A 16467-nucleotide genomic window follows, 5' to 3' on the forward strand; every position below is an offset into this window, starting at 1 on the left:
CCGGCAAGCCGGCTCCCACAAAGACCAGTAGCGCCCCGGATCTTTGTGTGGCAGCCGGCTTGCCGGCGATGGGCTGCAAAGCAGCCCGCTACCTCTCCCATATCATCCCTCAGAGCAATTCCGACTCCACCCGATCCCGGCCCGCCTGCTTGGCCGCATAAACCCCGGCATCTGCTCGCAGCAACAACGCATCCGCGCCCTCACCCGCCCGCCATCCCGCCACCCCGAAACTCGCCGTCACCCGTCCGACCCCCTCGACCGCCACAGTCCGCACCCCCTGCCACAACTCCAGCGCCAGCAACCGCGCCTGCTCGGCATTGCTGCCTGGGCACAACACCATGAATTCCTCGCCGCCCAGGCGACAGAACACATCCGTGCGACGCAGCCGATTGCCAATCCGCTGGCACAGGCTGCGCAGCACATGGTCCCCGACCGCATGCCCATACTGGTCGTTGATGCGCTTGAAGTGATCGATGTCCAGCATGATCACTGCCAGGTCCAGGCCATCGCGCTGGGCCCGCTCGAGCTCATGCTTGAGCCGCTCCTGGAAGTAGCGACGGTTGTGGATGCCTGTCAGCGAATCGGTGACCGACAGGGCGCGTAGCTCCTCCTCCACCCGCTTGAGGTCGGAAATATCCGTCAAATACCCATGCCAGACCGTGCAGCCGGCATCGTCGACTTCCGGCGTCGCCTCCCCGCGGACCCAACGCAGGCCCGCCTTGGGCAGCACGACCCGGTATTCCTCACGCCAGGGCGTCAGGTGCTCGGCGGAATACCGCACCGACCTGCGCACGCGTTCCAGGTCGTCCGGGTGGATGCGCTCGTACACCACCGAGGCGTCTTCACGCAGCACCTGCAGGTCGATCTCGTAGATGTCGCGCAGCCCTTGGCTTGCGTAGGAAAAGCACGAATGCCCGTCGGCGTCCTGCCGATACTGGTAGATACCGCCCGGCACTTCGGCACTGAGCTTTTCCAGGAGCCGGTCACGTGCCGCCAGGGCCTCGTGGACCCGTCGCCGCTCGGTGACATCGATACAGATCGCCAGGTACCCCACCCACAGGCCCTGCTCGTCAAGCACGGTCGTCACCAGCATGTTCGCCAGCAGGTGGCTGCCATCCTTGCGCACCAGGGTCCATTCCCCCGGCTCGCTGCCACTCTCCTGTACCGTCTCGGCGAACATCGCCTGGCCGCCGCCGAAATCACGTCCGTAGCGCACGCTCAAGGCATGAGCGCGCTGGGTCAGCTCCTCGGGCGGAACCAGGTCCTCCAGGCGCAACCGGCCGACCGCCTCGCTGGCCGAATAGCCCAGCATGCGTTCGGCACCGGCATTGAAGGTGCTGACCACGCCCCTGAGGCTGGTGGCGATGATCGCCACCTGGGTGGCGGCATCCAGCACGCTGCGCAGCTGGTTATGGGTGTCGCGCAGGGATTGCTCGCTGACGCGCAGCTCAGCGGTGCGTTGCTCCACCAGGCCCAGAGCGCGCTGGCGCTGGCTGAACAGGCTGTAGAGCAAGGTGCTGAGCAGCAGGCTCAACAAGCCGCCCAGCAAACCGATGGCCACCGAAGCGGAGGAGCGGTTGGCCTGGAGGAAGGCCAGACTGGGGCGGATGTCGAGCTGGTAATGATGGTCTGCCAAGTGCAGCAGGTGGCTGCTGGCCAGGGACACCGGGGCGATAGGGTTCTGTGAGTCGAACAGCACCTCCGGGCCCTTGTCCCCGGAATTATCGGTGATGCGCACCACCAGGTTGTCCTCCTCCGACGGCGGCAGGCCTTCGGCAATCAGACGTCGCATGCTCAGCAGCGCCATCACATAGCCCGTCGGCAGACCGGCGACCACGCCGTCGGCGAATACCGGCGCGACCATCAGCACGCCACGCGCATAGGCCGGCTCGACATTGATCATGTCCAGCGGCGCCGAAACCGCCATGCCGCCCGGCGACTGGGCGCGGATCAACGTAGCCTCGCGCAGGGGCTGGCCACGCAGGTCGAGGCCATAGGGCTGTCCCTGCAGCGAGGCGGCCTGGGTATAGAGCACCGGGTAGTAGTAGTCGCGCTCGGCGGCTGGCTGCCAACCGCCCTGCGCGCCTTGGTCGCGAATCTGGTAGTCCTGGCCCAGCCACACCCTGGCCCGGCGCTCGAAGTCGCCTCGCTGGCCGGCATCGACCCGCGGCGCCCAGGAATAGGCCTGGGTGCGGTACAACAATGGCCGGGCATAGCCATCGAACTCCAACGGAGTGATCTGGGTGGAATAGCTGAAGAAGCGCCGCAGCCCGTCCAGGCGCTGCTCCTGGTCTTCGAAACGTTCGGCGATACGGCTGTAGCGCTCGTTGGCCAGCAAGTCGAAACGCTGGCGCAACTGCTGCTTATAGAATGTCTGGGCGGCGATCACCAAGGCGGCCGTGAGCAGCCCGCCGGCGACCAAGGCCGCCAGCGCCACCGCCCACGCAGGCACGGCTTCGCGAAATACGCCAAGCACCTTCGCACGCACGCCACACTTCATAGAAGGCTCTCACCACGTCAGCGTCCTGCGAATTGTCCAGCCCTTCGCTCAGTTATAGCTATTGGCCACTAGGCGCGCAACGTAGCTGGTCGGCTCAGCGGGCCTGAATGCGCCAGGCTTTGTGGATCCGGTTGTTACGGGCGAAATCCGGGTCCAGGGTCCGCGCGCTGATCTCCTCGACCGCATAACGCTCCTCCAGCCCGGCGTCGAGCTGGAACTTGCGGAAGTTGTTCGAGAAATACAGCACCCCCCCTGGCGCCAGCCGGGCCATAGCCAGGTCCAGCAGTTGCACATGGTCGCGCTGTACGTCGAACACGCCTTCCATGCGCTTGGAGTTGGAGAAGGTCGGCGGGTCGATGAAGATCAGGTCATAGCTGTCGCGGTTGCCCTCCAGCCATGCCATGACGTCGCCCTGCTCGAGGCGGTGACGGTCGGAGAAGCCATTGAGCGCCAGGTTGCGTCGCGCCCAGTCCAGGTAGGTCTTGGACAGGTCGACGCTGGTGGTGCTGCGCGCCCCGCCCTTGGCCGCATGCACGGTGGCCGTGGCGGTGTAGCAGAACAGGTTGAGGAAGCGCTTGCCGGCCGCTTCGCGCTGAATGCGCATACGCATCGGGCGATGGTCCAGGAACAGGCCGGTGTCCAGGTAGTCGGTGAGGTTGACCAGCAGCTTGACGCCACCTTCGTTCACTTCATGGAAACGTCCTTCGGCACCCTGGCGCTCGTACTGGCGGGTTCCACTCTGGCGCTCGCGGCGCTTGAGCACTACGCGCTGCGGGTCGATGCCCAGCGCCTGGGGGATGGCCGCCAGGGCGTCGAGCAGGCGCGCCTGGGCCTTGTCCGGGTCGACCGAACGCGGTGCGGCATATTCCTGCACGTGCACCCAGTCCTGGTAGAGGTCCACGGCCAGGGCATATTCGGGCATGTCGGCATCGTACAGCCGGTAGCAACCGACCTGCTCGCGACGGGCCCACTTGCCCAGTTGCTTGAGGTTCTTCTGCAGGCGGTTGGCGAACATCTGCGCGCCCTCGGACAGGCGTGCCGGCTCGCTGGCAACCGCCGCAGGGCGGCGCGGCTCGCCCGCTTCAGGCTCGGCCTGGCGGCGCTCGCCGGTCACGAACTGGTCGGGCTGCACCTTGAACAGCAACAACTTGCAGGGCAGCGCGCCGTTCCAGAACGCGTACTGCTTGTGGCTGCGAATGCCCATGCGCTTGCCCAGCTCCGGCGCACCGGTGAACACCGCCGCCTCCCAACCCAGGCACGCCTGGCGCAGGCGCTCGCCAAGGTTCTGGTAGAGGTAGAGCAGGCTCGCCTCGTCGCCCAGGCGCTCGCCATAGGGTGGGTTGCTGATCACCAGGCCTTTCTGATTCTGGTCCGGGCGCGGCTCGAAGCTGCCCACCTCGCCCTGGTAGATCTTCACCCAGTCGCCCAGGCCCGCGCGCTCGACGTTGTTGCGCCCCGGCTGGATCAGCCGAGGGTCGGCTTCGTAGCCGCGAATCCACAGCGGCGGCTTGGCCAACCCTGCCTGGGCACGGGCCTGGGCCTCGTCATGTACCTTGCGCCACAGCGCCGGCACATGGCCGAGCCAGGCCGTGAAGCCCCAGCGTTCGCGCTTGAGGTTAGGTGCAATATCGGCAGCGATCATCGCCGCTTCGACCAGGAAGGTGCCCACGCCGCACATGGGGTCAGCCAGGGCGCCGCCTTCGGCGGCGATACGCGGCCACCCGGCACGGATCAGCACCGCCGCAGCCAGGTTCTCCTTCAGCGGCGCAGCGCCTTGCTGCAGGCGGTAGCCGCGCTGGTGCAGGCTGTGGCCGGAAAGGTCCAGGGACAGGATCGCCTCACCGCGCTCCAGGCGCAGGTGCACGCGCACGTCCGGGTCGATCTTGTCCACCGAGGGGCGCTGGCCTTCACGGTTGCGCAGCTTGTCGACAATGGCGTCCTTGACCTTCAGGGCACCGAAGTGGGTGTTGTCGATACCTGAGCCGTGGCCGCTGAACTCCACCGCCAGGGTGCCGTCGGCCATCAGGTGGTCCTGCCAGTCGACACCATGGACGCCGCCGTAGAGCTCGTCGGCGTTCTTCATGGAAAAGCGCTTGAGCACCAGCAGCACGCGGTTGGCCAGGCGCGACCACAGGCACAGGCGGTAGGCGGTTTCCATGTCGGCCGAGCCGCGGATCGCCGAGGTGTGCTCGCGCACCTCTTCAAGGCCCAGGCTGCGGGCTTCCTCGGCGAGCAGGCCTTCCAGGCCTTTGGGGCAGGTGAGATAGAGTTCGAAACGGTCCGACATGAGCAATCCAAAGCCTTGGGCTGGTTGAGTGACGGGCCGACGCATCGCCCCGCCTGAGTTTGCCCGGGCGCCCTTCCAGCAGGCGCTCGGGTGGCCTTGCCCATTGAGGGAAGGCCGGGCCACCTGATCGACGAGCCCATCGCGTCATGGCGAAAGTGGGTTAGATCATCAGGCAGTATGAAAATTTCCAGCGACGGGGCCGCCAATGTGACCCTTCGTCGCATTTCAAATTGTTACGGTCATCATCCGGCACCACTGGCCAGGTGACTGCACAGCAGCGCTAAACCCTGATCATAGCGGGCTCAACGATAAATCAAGTTGAGTCGCATTTATTTACTTATCCTTTGACCCTTGGAAAGGTTACGTCCTTATGACAAATCGATCATTCACACTGTGACTCGCTTTGGTTAGAACTGACCTCAGGTTGTCTCGCAACGAGGCAACACCTTCCGCTCGCCACGCCGGCAGCGAGCGCAAACCGGCAGAACGATTCTGCCCGGCCTCGGAGAGGCCGACGGGACATTACAGTCAACAAGTGAGGGCAACACCCTATGAGAAGACTTAAGCGTGATCCGTTGGAAAGAGCATATTCACGTGGCTACCAGTATGGGGTCACCGGCAAATCCCGCGAGCTTTGCCCCTTCAACCTGCCGTCCGTACGTCAAGCCTGGATCAATGGCTGGCGCGAAGGACGCGGTGACAACTGGGATGGCATGACCGGCACCGCTGGCATCCAGAGACTCAACGAAAATCACGCCGTTGGCTGAGACGAGGACACTGAATTCGAGTCACCATGCGCGCCCTATCCGGGCGGCGGGCTGAGGCCCAGGGGCCCCCTCGAGGGGCCCTTTTTTATGCCCGTTCCTTTATTGCCGAGGCATCGCCGCAATGGCATCCACCGCCTCGCGGAGCAGCGCAGGCCCCTTGTAGATAAAGCCCGAGTACACCTGCACCAGGCTGGCACCCGCGGCAATCTTTTCCGCTGCGTGACGCCCTTCGGTGATCCCGCCTGCGGCGATGATCGGCAACCTGCCGGCCAGTTCACCGGCCAATACCTTCACCGTGTGGGTGCTCTTCTCCAGCACCGGCGCACCGGACAGGCCACCGGCCTCGTCACCGAACGGCAGGCCCTGCACGCCTTCGCGGCCGAGCGTGGTGTTGGTGGCGATCACCGCGTCCATGCCGGTTTCCATCAGCGCCGAGGCCACCAGCGCGGTTTCCTCGTCGGTCATGTCCGGGGCGATCTTGATGGCCAGGGGCACGCGCTTGCCGTGCTCGGTGGCCAACTGCTCGCGGCGCACCGCCAGCGCCTGCAGCAATTGCTTGAGCGAATCGCCGAACTGCAAGGTGCGCAGGCCTGGGGTGTTGGGCGAGCTGACGTTGACGGTGATATAGCTGGCGTCGGCGTAGACCTTCTCCAGGCAGATCAGGTAGTCGTCAACCGCGCGCTCGACCGGCGTGTCGAAGTTCTTGCCGATGTTGATGCCCAGCACACCGTCATAACGTGCTGCGCGAACCCGCGCCAGCAGGTGATCGACGCCGAGGTTGTTGAACCCCATGCGGTTGATGATCGCCGTGGCTTCGGGCAGGCGGAACAGACGCGGCTTGGGGTTGCCCGGCTGAGGGCGCGGGGTCACGGTGCCGATCTCGACGAAGCCGAAACCCAGCTGGGCGAAACCGTCGATGGCCGCGCCGTTCTTGTCCAGGCCAGCGGCCAGACCGACCGGGTTGGCGAAGTTCAAGCCCATGACCGTTACCGGCAACGCCGCCGGCTGCTTGCACAGCAGGCCGTTCAGACCGAGGCGGCCACCGGCGCCGATCAGGTCCAGGGACAGGTCGTGGGAGGTTTCCGGGGAAAGCTTGAACAGCAGCTGGCGGGCCAGGGTATACATGGGCAGGCAAGACTCGCGGTGAGTGAGCGGGCGATTATAGCCAGCGCGCGGCCCGGGCGACAGGGGCGCTGGCACATGGGTTGCTTCGCAAGGTACAGGCAGACAGCCCCGTATCGGCGAGGAACCCCTTGAATACAGCACTCCCCACGACACCCCTGGCCTGGGTCAATGGCAGCGATGCCCCCGAGAAAACCTCCCTGGACATCGGCTTCATGGCCTTGACCGACTGCGCGCCAGTCGTAGTGGCCGCCACACAAGGCTTCGCCCAGCTGCACGGCCTGACCCTCAACCTCAGGCGCCAGGCCTCCTGGGCCGGGCTGCGCGACAAGCTGGTCAGTGGCGAACTGGACGCCGCCCATTGCCTGTACGGCCTGGTCTATGCCGTGCACCTGGGCCTGGGCGGCGTCCCCAGCCATGCCATGGCCGTGCTCATGGGCCTGAACCAGAACGCCCAGGCCCTGAACCTCTCCCCGGCCCTGCAGCGCAAAGGCGTGACCAGCCCCGAGGCGTTGTCGCGCCTGGTGCACCAGCATGGCGCACGCCTGACCTTCGCCCAGACCTTCCCCACCGGCACCCACGCCATGTGGCTGTACTATTGGCTGGCCAGCAAGGGTATCCATCCACTGCAGGACGTGCGCAGTGTGGTGGTACCTCCCGCGCAAATGGCTGCCCACCTGCAGGCTGGACGCATCGACGGCTTTTGCGTCGGCGAGCCCTGGTCGGCCGATGCGGTGGCCAAGGGCTTGGGCTTTACCTTGGCGACCAGCCAGTCGATCTGGCCGGACCACCCGGAAAAAGTCCTCGGCGCTACCCGCTCATTCGTAGAGCAATACCCCAACAGTGCCCGAGCGTTGTTGAAAGCCGTTCTGGCTGCCAGCCGATTCATCGAGCAATGCCAGGAAAACCGTCGTAGCACAGCCCAACTGCTCAGCGGCAAGGCCTACCTGGACGCCCCGCTGGGCAGCATCGAACCGCGACTGCTCGGCGACTACCAGGACGGCCTTGGCAACCAGTGGCACGACCCTCACGCCCTGCGCCTGTTCGACCAGGGGCGGGCGAACATGCCCTACCTGTCCGACGGCATGTGGTTCATGACCCAGTTCCGCCGCTGGGGCCTGCTACGCGAAGACCCGGACTACCGGGAGATCGCCCACCAAGTCCAGCAGCTGGATCTTTACCGACAGGCAGCCGAGGCCATCGGCGTGCCATGCTCCTATCCCCTCATGCGCAGCAGCCTGCTGATCGACGGCAGCCGCTGGGACGGCAGCGACCCTTACGGCTATGCCCGCAGCTTCCGCCTGCATGCCCTGGATGACGCTCTCGGCACCCGAGCCGGACTGTGAGGAGCACGAACATGCTGCGTATCCTGCTGATCGACGATACCGAGAAGAAAGTCGGCCGCCTCAAGGGCGCCCTGATCGAGGCGGGCTTCGAGGTGATCGAGGCCGGCGCGCTGACCATCGACCTGCCCACCTGTGTCGAAACTGTGCACCCGGACGTGATTCTGATCGATACCGAATCACCGGGCCGGGATGTGATGGAACAGGTGGTTCTGGTCAGCCGCGACCGCCCTCGCCCGATCGTGCTGTTCACCGACGAGCACGACCCGGGCGTGATGCGCCAGGCGATCCAGGCCGGGGTCAGCGCCTATATCGTCGAAGGCATCCAGGCCACGCGCCTGCAGCCGATCCTCGACGTGGCCATGGCCCGCTTCGAAAGCGACCAGGCGCTCAAGGCACAGTTATTGGCTCGCGACCAGCAACTGGCCGAACGCAAGCGCATCGAACAAGCCAAAGGGCTGTTGATGAAGATGAAAGACTGCAACGAGGAACAGGCCTACACGCTGATGCGACGCCAGGCCATGAGCCGCCAGCAGAAGCTGATACAGGTGGCCGAGCAGATCATCGCCATGCACGAGATGCTGGGCTAGGCACCGAAAATCCAAAGCCCCCCGCCTACAGTTGGCCCATCTCTTGCTGAGCAAACCTCACCGGTAGCCAGAGGCGGCTACCTCACTTGATTCCCGACAAAGACGTCGCTCTCCCCTCCTCTCGTGGAGCGGGCAGCGGCGTCTTTTTCGTTCCAGCCCTGCACAGCCAGGGCGTGACCAGCGTTGCAGCCACGCGAGGTGTTCGATGAATACGAGCTTCTGGAAATCCGGGCATGTCCCCACCCTGTTTGCCGCGTTCCTGTATTTCGACCTGAGCTTCATGGTCTGGTACCTGCTGGGCCCCTTGGCGGTGCAGATCGCCACCGACCTCGGGCTCAGCGCACAGCAACGGGGCCTGATGGTGGCCACGCCGATCCTGGCCGGCGCCGTGCTGCGTTTCGTCATGGGCCTGCTGGTCGATCGTTTGTCGCCGAAGACGGCCGGGTTGCTCGGCCAGGTCGTGGTGATCGCCGCCTTGGCCAGCGCCTGGCATCTGGGCATCCATAGCTATGGGCAAGCCTTGCTGCTGGGCGTATTCCTCGGCTTTGCCGGCGCCTCGTTCGCTGTCTCCCTGCCCCTGGCCTCGCAGTGGTATCCCCCTCAGCACCAGGGCAAGGCCATGGGCATCGCCGGCGCGGGCAATTCCGGCACGGTGTTCGCCGCCCTGTTGGCCCCGGCCCTGGCGGCGGCCTATGGCTGGAACAACGTGTTCGGCTTCGCCCTGCTGCCCCTGGTGCTGACCCTGGCCTTGTTCGCCCTGCTGGCACGCAATGCACCGCAACGGCCCAAGCCCAAGGCCATGGCGGACTACCTCAAGGCCCTGGGCGACCGCGACAGCTGGTGGTTCATGTTCTTCTACAGCGTAACCTTCGGCGGTTTCATCGGCCTGGCCAGTGCCCTGCCCGGCTATTTCAGCGACCAGTACGGCCTGAGCCCGGTGACCGCCGGCTACTATACGGCCGCCTGCGTATTCGCCGGGAGCCTGATGCGCCCCCTGGGCGGCGCCCTGGCCGACCGGTTCGGCGGGATCCGCACCTTGCTGGCCATGTACAGCGTGGCCGCCATCTGCATCGCCGCGGTCGGCTTCAACCTGCCCAGCGCCATGGCGGCCTTGGCCCTGTTCGTCAGCGCCATGCTCGGCCTTGGCGCGGGCAACGGCGCGGTGTTCCAACTGGTGCCCCAGCGCTTTCGCCAGGAGATCGGCGTGATGACAGGGCTCATCGGCATGGCCGGGGGCATCGGAGGGTTCCTCCTGGCCGCCGGGCTGGGGGCGATCAAGCAACATACCGGCGACTACCAGCTAGCCCTGTGGTTGTTCGCCAGCCTCGGCCTTTTGGCCTGGTTCGGCCTGCACGGTGTCAAACAGCGCTGGCGCACCACCTGGGGCTCTGCGGCCGTCACTGCGGCGCGGGTCTGAGGAAGTACCCATGAGCCTGCAGTTGAGCTTCGCCCAAGCCACGGCCACCGGCCCACGGGCCGAGAACCAGGATGCCCTGCGCCTGGTCACGCCCGCTGCGGAGCTGGCCGCCAGCAAGGGCTACCTGTGCGCGCTGGCCGATGGCGTCAGCCAGTGTGCCGACGGCGGCCTGGCCGCGAAGGCCACCCTGCAGGCGCTGGCCCTGGACTACTACGCCACCCCGGCCACCTGGGGCGTGACCCAGGCCCTCGACCGCCTGTTGCTGGCACAGAACCGCTGGCTGCGTGCCCAAGGCAACGGCCAGCCGCTGCTGACCACACTCAGCGCCCTGGTATTGCGCGGGCGGCGTTTCACGTTGGCCCACGTGGGCGACTGCCGCATCTACCGCTGGCACGCAGGCCACCTGAAGTGTTTAAGCGAAGACCATGTCTGGGACCAGCCCGGCATGCAGCATGTGCTCAAGCGGGCCCTGGGGCTGGACCAGCACTTGCTGGTGGACTACCTCGAGGGTGAGCTGCAGGTCGGCGATTGCTTCATGCTGCTCAGCGATGGCGTCTGGGCGACCCTTGGCGATCGGCTTATCCAGTCGATACTGCATGACCAGCCCGACCTGCAGGCAGCCGCCGACACCCTGGTCGCCACGGCCCACCATGCCGGCAGCCAGGACAACGCCAGCGCCCTGCTGGTGCGCGTGGACCAGCTGGGCCCGGCCAACCTCGGCGATACCTTGGCGCACCTGCAGCAATGGCCGGTGCCCGGGCTGCTACGCCCAGGCCAGTCGATCGATGGCTGGCAGGTCGATGCAGTGCTGTCGCGCAGCCGTCAATCGGTGCTGTATCGGGTGCACGACAGCCAGGGGCAAGCCTGGCTGCTCAAGACCCTGCCTGAGGACCTGCGTGCCGAACCGGGCGCCACCCAGCGCCTGTTGCTGGAAGAATGGTTCCTGCGCCGGGTCGCCGGGCGGCATTTTCCCGAAGTGCACAGCGCCAGCCAGCGCCAGCACCTGTACTACCTGATGCGCGAATACCCAGGGCAGACCCTGGCGAGCCTGTTTGCCGAGCATGGACCGCTGCCCCTGCAGCGCTGGCTGGAGGTGGCGCGCCAGCTACTGCTAGCAGTCGGCGCACTGCACCGGCGCAACCTGCTGCATCGGGACATCAAGCCGGACAACCTGCACCTTGGCAGCGATGGCCAGGTACGGCTGCTGGATTTTGGCCTGGCCTATTGCCCGGGTTTGTCCGAGGACGCGGCCCACGCGCTGCCCGGTACCCCTTCGTTCATCGCACCGGAAGCGTTCGAAGGCGCCCAGCCCAGCCCGCAGCAGGACCTCTATGCGGTCGGGGTGAGCCTGTATTTCCTGCTCACGGGGCGTTACCCGTATGGCGAGGTCGAGGCGTTCCAGCGGCCCCGGTTCGGCGTGGCGGTCGATCCGGCACGCTACCGACCGGATGTGCCGGCCTGGGTGCAGGGGAACCTGTTGCGAGGAGTAGCGCGTGAGCCTGCGCGACGGTTCGAGACGGCCGAGGAATGGTTGCTGGCCTTCGAGCGAGGAGACAGGGACGAGGCGCCCAAGCGAGCCCGGCCGCTGCTGGAAAGGGAACCGTTGAAGGTCTGGCAGGGGGTGGCGTTACTGTCGTTGCTGCTGAACCTGCTCCTGCTGGTGCTTTTGCTCAAGCGATGAGACGTCACGGCATTGCTGCTCCCACAGAGCGAAGCCTGCAGGCCAAAAAAAGAAAAACCCGGCCGAAGCCGGGTTTTTCGTGAAGCATCAAACCAAATTACTTGGCCTGGGCTTCGACCTGAGCTTCAACGCGACGGTTGATAGCGCGGCCTTCTTCGGTGGCGTTGTCAGCAACCGGACGGGTCTCACCGTAGCCAACCGAGTCGATACGGCTGGATTCAACACCGTACTGCTGGGTCAGGACTTCCTTGACAGCATTGGCACGACGCTCGGACAGCTTCTGGTTGTAAGCATCCGGACCAACGGAGTCGGTGTGACCTTCAACGGTGGTGGTGGTCTGTGGGTACTGCTTCATGAAGTCAGCCAGGTTCTTGATGTCGCCGTAGCTGTTTGGCTTGACGACCGACTTGTCGAAGTCGAACTTGACGTCCAGCTCAACACGTACGACTTCGGCAACAGCCGGGCAGCCGTCGGCGTCAACGGTAACGTTGGCCGGGGTGTCAGGGCACTTGTCGACGTTGTCGCAGACGCCGTCGTTGTCGCTGTCGGAGCAGACTTCGGCAACAGGAGCCGGAGCAGCTTCAGCTTGCTTCGGGCTACCGCCGAAGTTCATGCCGATACCGACGCTCGGGGCCCACTCGGTGTCGCCCTGGTCGATGTTGTACTGAGCTTCGACACCGGCACGGGCGTAGAACATGTCGGTGATGTACCACTTGGCACCAGCGCCAACGTTGGCGAAGGTGGAGTGGTCACGACCGCCACGGCCGGTCTGGCCCAGGCTCTGGTGCGAGAAACCAGCCGAAACGTACGGACGGATGGCGTCGTACGGGTTGTTGAAGTGGTAAACGGCGTCCAGGGCGGTGTTGGAGCCCTTGATGTTCTTGCCGTCTTCGCCACGAGCGTTGTGAACTTCGTCGTAGCCCAGACGCAGTTCGACGTCGTCGGTCAGGAAGTAACCGATCGAGCCACCGAACAGGTTGCCGTCGTTCTTGAAGTCGCGCTGGCTGTCGAAGAACTCCTTCTTGTAGAAGATCTCGGTCTCGACGGCGCCTTGACCTTGTGCCAGAGCGCCAAACGAAGTGGCGGCTACAAGCGAACCAATGGCCAAGCCCAAGGTGTTTTTCAATTTCATCCGTTAAATCCCCATCTGGTGATAGTTAAGCAGTCCCACCAACATCCGGGGGACAACTCGACGGCAAGTCTAGCAGAACTTGCCGGTTGGTTAGAGATATTTACGCGCCACTAAGTTTCAGTGAGCCCCGCAAATTTCTCTCTAAGCTTGTCGAGCGCACGCTTGTAGCGCATTTTCGTGGCGCTCAGGCCCATGTGCATGATGTCTGCGATCTCCTGGAATTCCAGCTCTGCGACAAATCGAAGCACCAGGATTTCCCGGTCGATCGGGTTCACATGCACCAGCCATTTATCCAGCCCGCCTTTTTCTTCAGGTTTCGGTGCCTTGTCCTCGGACGCCTCTTCCATAGGGTCCAGGCTCAGGGCATCCATCAGCCTTCGCTTGCGTCGTTCCTTGCGGTACTGGGTAATGCATTCGTTGTAGGTGATGCTGTAGAGCCAGGTCTTGAACTTGGACTTTCCCTCGAAGTTCTTCAGGCCGTACAGCACTTTGAGCATCACTTCCTGACAGACATCGTCGGCATCCCGGTCGTTCCCCAGGTAACGTGCACAGACGTTGAACAGGGTCCGTTGGTAGCGCCGCATGAGCTCCTCATAGGCGCGGGTTACGTGAAACAGCTCCTCATGCGAACGCGCCACCAACTCCTCGTCAGTGAGTTCTCGGGGGTCATAGCGCATGGGCGGCGAATGAACTTTATTCAAAACGGATCTGGCCGACAGTCGGGTCAATGTCGCCGCTCGGCCCCATGGGCCGGTTTTCGCGGCGGCATACATTAACAGCTTTTGTGCGGTTAGCGGCTATTGACTCGCTGCTCGAGCAATTCCCGATTGGACAACGACACCAATTCGCCATCATCGGTCAGCAGGGTCGTCTTGACCGTACCGATCTCCTCGATCTGCCCTTCGACCTCTCCAATCCGCACCTGCTGGCCGACCTGGTAGAGTTCACGCACGTAGATTCCAGCCAGGATCTGCCCGGCGATTTCCCGGCTGCCCAGGCCCATCGCCAGTGCAACGGCCAGACCAACGGTAATCAAACCGATGACGATCACATGGTTGAGCAGGTCGGTCTTGACCTCCAACTGGCTGATCGCCACCGAGATGCTGATGATGATGACCAGGCCCTGGGCGATACGCCCGACCCCGGCGGCATATTCCAGGCCCACCCCTTCGGCGGCGCCGCGCACCAGGCCATTGACCAACTGCGCCAGGAGCACGCCGGCCAGCAATACCAGCGCCGCGCCGAACACTTTCGGCAGGTACAGGGCGAGCATGTCGAGGGTCGCTGAAACCCGCTCCAGGCCCAGGGACTCCGCGGCCGAGACCAGGAAGATCAGCAGTACGAACCAGTAGACGATCTTGCCGATCAGGGTGGAAATGGGCACCTGGATGCCGACGCGGCTGAGCATCTTGGTCAGGCCGGTGCCGCTCATCAGGCGGTCCAGGCCGAACTTGGCCAGCAGCTTGGACAACAGGGTGTCGAGCAGCTTGGCCACCACGAAACCGAGCAGCACCACGACCAGGGCGCCGAACAGGTTGGGGATGAAGTTCGCCACCTTGGTCCAAAGGGCGGTCATCGCAGTGACCAGGCTCTGGGTCCAGAGATCGAGTTCCATATTCAATCGGCCTTATCAGCTTTTCTGCCTGCGGCAGGGTTGCGGCGCACCGGCGCGACATGCGCCGAGCCATTGTTCACGGCGATCATCAGCGCCTGGCTCCAACGGCCGAGCAAGCTGAACAGATCACCCGCACCGACCTGGCGGTTGGCGGTCTTGAGGACGCGACCCAGGCAAGCGGCATCGTCACGGTCCTGGCCGGACGGCGATGCCTTGAGCAGGTCGCGCAAGGATTCTTCAAACGGATCGTGCATGGGCACCTCGCGTGATGTCTGTCAAAGACGAGGGCACGGGCCGATGGGTCACACCTGGATGTGGCACGAATGTTTCAAAATGCTTTGGCCTCTGGCAATCCTCATCGCGGGGCAAGCCCGCTCCCACAGACTCAGCGGCAGTTGAAAGGGTGCACCGAAACTGTGGGAGCCGGCTTACCCCGCGATGGCGGTGGCACGACAGACGAGGCTGAATCATACCCACCGCAACCGCCGGAACAGCCACCACTGCCCTGCCGCCAAGCCCAGCACCACGGCGCAGGCAAGCAGGAAACCATAGGGGCTGTCGGCGCCCGGGATACCGCCGACGTTGATGCCCAGCAGGCCGGTGACGAAGCTCATGGGCAGGAAGATGCAGGTGATGATGCCGAAGCGGTACATGGTCCGGTTCATGCGCTCGCTGCGCCGCCGGTCCTCACTCTCGAGCACCAGTGCAGCCCGCTCGCGGGTGAGCTCCAGCTCCTCCAGGTAACGGGTCAGGCTGTTGTTCAGCTCGTTCCAGTAGTCGGCATCGCCATCGGCGAACCAGCTCCACTTGTTGCGCGAGAGCTGGGCGTAGATCTCCCGCTGCGGCGCGAGGAATCGACGCAGGCCGGCGGCACGGCGGCGGATCTGCTGCAGACTGCCCTGCACCGGGCTATACCGTTCGTCGGATTCAACCTTCTCTTCCTCGAGGTCGACCACTTCCGACAGGTCATCGACCAACGCCTGGACCTTCTCGGTAAGCAGTTCGCCCATCAGCAGCAACAGCTCGGACGCCGACTTCGGCCCCCGGCCCTCGTCCAACTGCTGGAGAATCTCGTCACTGGCACGCAGCGGCCGCAAGCGCAGCGAGATCACCCGTCGGGCCTCGGCGAAGATACGCACCGATACCATGTCCTCGGGTTCAGCCCCCGGGTTCAGGTTAACCCCACGCAGGAACAGCAGCATCTGCTCCTCGGCCAGCGGCAGCAGGCGTGGGCGGGTGTTCTCCTCCAGCAGCAGCTCGCAGGCGAACTCGCTCAGGCCACTGTCGTGCAGCAACCAGGTGCGGGTCTGGGGATGGCTGCGATCCCAGTGCAGCCAGAGGCTTTCCCCGGCCTGCAAGGCAAGGTCGTCCAGTTCGGTCCGGGCAATCGAGCGCGCGCCGCCTTTGCCGTCGAGCACCAGGGCATGGACCAGCCCCCACTGCGCGTTGTCTTCCTCGAACATTCCAGCTCCATCAGCGCGCGCAGCGCGTCACTCGGGCATCTTCAACGGGCTTGGCGAGACGATCACGCCATTGTTGTCGGCGTACACGTACTCGCCCGGGCGGAAGGTCACGCCAGCGAAGGTCACTACCACGTTGAGGTCGCCGATGCCGCGCTTGTCGGTCTTCATCGGGTGACTGGCCAGGGCCTGGACACCGACGTCGGTCTGCACCAGTACATCCACGTCGCGCACGCAGCCGTAGATCACCAGGCCTTCCCAGCCGTTCTTGGCAGCCTTTTCGGCGAGCATGTCGCCCAGCAGCGCACGGCGCAGCGAACCACCGCCATCGACCACCAGGACCTTGCCCGTGCCGTCGAGCTCGACCTGCTCCTTGACCAGCGAGTTGTCCTCGAAGCATTTGATGGTGACGATCTGGCCGCCAAAGGAGTCGCGACCACCGAAATTGCTGAACATCGGCTCCAGCACCTGGACCAGGTCCGGGTAGGCGTCGCACAGGTCGGGCGTTACGTAATGCTGCATGGGAAACTCCTGTCAGTCACAACGAAAGCGA

General features: G+C 64.5%; 14 protein-coding genes. 5 read left to right on the forward strand and 9 right to left on the reverse strand.

Annotation, left to right across the window (positions count from 1 at the left end; genetic code table 11):
- Positions 1–109 precede the first annotated feature (109 nt).
- The gene (locus ACNFCI_RS08160) at positions 110–2500 is read right to left on the reverse strand and encodes a diguanylate cyclase (RefSeq protein WP_368829227.1); all 2391 of its coding nucleotides are present in this window, start codon (positions 2498–2500) and stop codon (positions 110–112) included.
- Positions 2501–2594: 94 nt separating this feature from the next.
- Positions 2595–4787 carry a bifunctional 23S rRNA (guanine(2069)-N(7))-methyltransferase RlmK/23S rRNA (guanine(2445)-N(2))-methyltransferase RlmL gene (rlmKL, locus tag ACNFCI_RS08165; protein ID WP_416767791.1) on the reverse strand — a complete coding sequence of 731 codons (2193 nt, stop codon included), beginning with the start codon at positions 4785–4787 and terminating at the stop codon, positions 2595–2597.
- A gap of 551 nt (positions 4788–5338) precedes the next feature.
- On the opposite strand from rlmKL, the gene rmf reads away from it, so the two are divergent.
- Positions 5339–5554 (forward strand): ribosome modulation factor, encoded by a 216-nt coding sequence (gene rmf, locus ACNFCI_RS08170; RefSeq protein WP_080642046.1) that lies wholly within the window; start codon positions 5339–5341, stop codon positions 5552–5554.
- Positions 5555–5653: 99 nt separating this feature from the next.
- Here the strand turns inward: rmf and ACNFCI_RS08175 are convergent, their stop codons facing one another.
- On the reverse strand, positions 5654–6679 hold the full coding sequence (locus tag ACNFCI_RS08175; protein ID WP_416767793.1) for a quinone-dependent dihydroorotate dehydrogenase: 1026 nt from the start codon (positions 6677–6679) through the stop codon (positions 5654–5656).
- A gap of 128 nt (positions 6680–6807) precedes the next feature.
- Between ACNFCI_RS08175 and ACNFCI_RS08180 the strand changes: the two genes are divergently transcribed.
- The 4 genes from ACNFCI_RS08180 (at position 6808) to ACNFCI_RS08195 (ending at position 11707) form a co-directional block, all read left to right on the forward strand.
- Complete coding sequence (locus ACNFCI_RS08180) at positions 6808–8022, forward strand: CmpA/NrtA family ABC transporter substrate-binding protein (protein ID WP_416767794.1); 1215 nt, start codon at positions 6808–6810, stop codon at positions 8020–8022.
- Between the two features lie 11 nt (positions 8023–8033).
- A complete protein-coding gene (locus tag ACNFCI_RS08185; RefSeq protein ID WP_084855109.1) occupies positions 8034–8609 on the forward strand; it encodes an ANTAR domain-containing response regulator in 576 nt (191 codons plus the stop codon).
- 205 nt (positions 8610–8814) lie between these two features.
- A complete protein-coding gene (locus tag ACNFCI_RS08190) occupies positions 8815–10026 on the forward strand; it encodes a nitrate/nitrite transporter (RefSeq protein ID WP_368829230.1) in 1212 nt (403 codons plus the stop codon).
- Between the two features lie 10 nt (positions 10027–10036).
- Positions 10037–11707 carry a protein kinase domain-containing protein gene (locus tag ACNFCI_RS08195; protein ID WP_368829231.1) on the forward strand — a complete coding sequence of 557 codons (1671 nt, stop codon included), beginning with the start codon at positions 10037–10039 and terminating at the stop codon, positions 11705–11707.
- A 97-nt stretch (positions 11708–11804) separates the two neighbouring features.
- Here the strand turns inward: ACNFCI_RS08195 and ACNFCI_RS08200 are convergent, their stop codons facing one another.
- From ACNFCI_RS08200 to rraA, 6 genes are all read right to left on the reverse strand, one after another.
- Positions 11805–12839, reverse strand: coding sequence for an OmpA family protein (locus ACNFCI_RS08200; RefSeq protein ID WP_084855106.1), 1035 nt, complete (start codon positions 12837–12839; stop codon positions 11805–11807).
- A 110-nt stretch (positions 12840–12949) separates the two neighbouring features.
- A complete protein-coding gene (gene sigX / locus ACNFCI_RS08205) occupies positions 12950–13516 on the reverse strand; it encodes an RNA polymerase sigma factor SigX (protein ID WP_084855105.1) in 567 nt (188 codons plus the stop codon).
- A 113-nt stretch (positions 13517–13629) separates the two neighbouring features.
- Entirely contained in the window at positions 13630–14454 is an 825-nt protein-coding gene (locus ACNFCI_RS08210) for a mechanosensitive ion channel family protein (RefSeq protein WP_084855104.1), read from the reverse strand.
- A gap of 2 nt (positions 14455–14456) precedes the next feature.
- The gene (locus ACNFCI_RS08215; RefSeq protein ID WP_043206741.1) at positions 14457–14708 is read right to left on the reverse strand and encodes a hypothetical protein; all 252 of its coding nucleotides are present in this window, start codon (positions 14706–14708) and stop codon (positions 14457–14459) included.
- Between the two features lie 213 nt (positions 14709–14921).
- Positions 14922–15917 carry a zinc transporter ZntB gene (locus ACNFCI_RS08220; RefSeq protein WP_084855103.1) on the reverse strand — a complete coding sequence of 332 codons (996 nt, stop codon included), beginning with the start codon at positions 15915–15917 and terminating at the stop codon, positions 14922–14924.
- 27 nt (positions 15918–15944) lie between these two features.
- On the reverse strand, positions 15945–16436 hold the full coding sequence (gene rraA, locus ACNFCI_RS08225) for a ribonuclease E activity regulator RraA (protein ID WP_224458467.1): 492 nt from the start codon (positions 16434–16436) through the stop codon (positions 15945–15947).
- Positions 16437–16467: the final 31 nt, after the last annotated feature.

The organism is Pseudomonas sp. NY15356 (assembly GCF_048068175.1).
Taxonomy (GTDB): Bacteria; Pseudomonadota; Gammaproteobacteria; order Pseudomonadales; family Pseudomonadaceae; genus Aquipseudomonas; species Aquipseudomonas putida_K.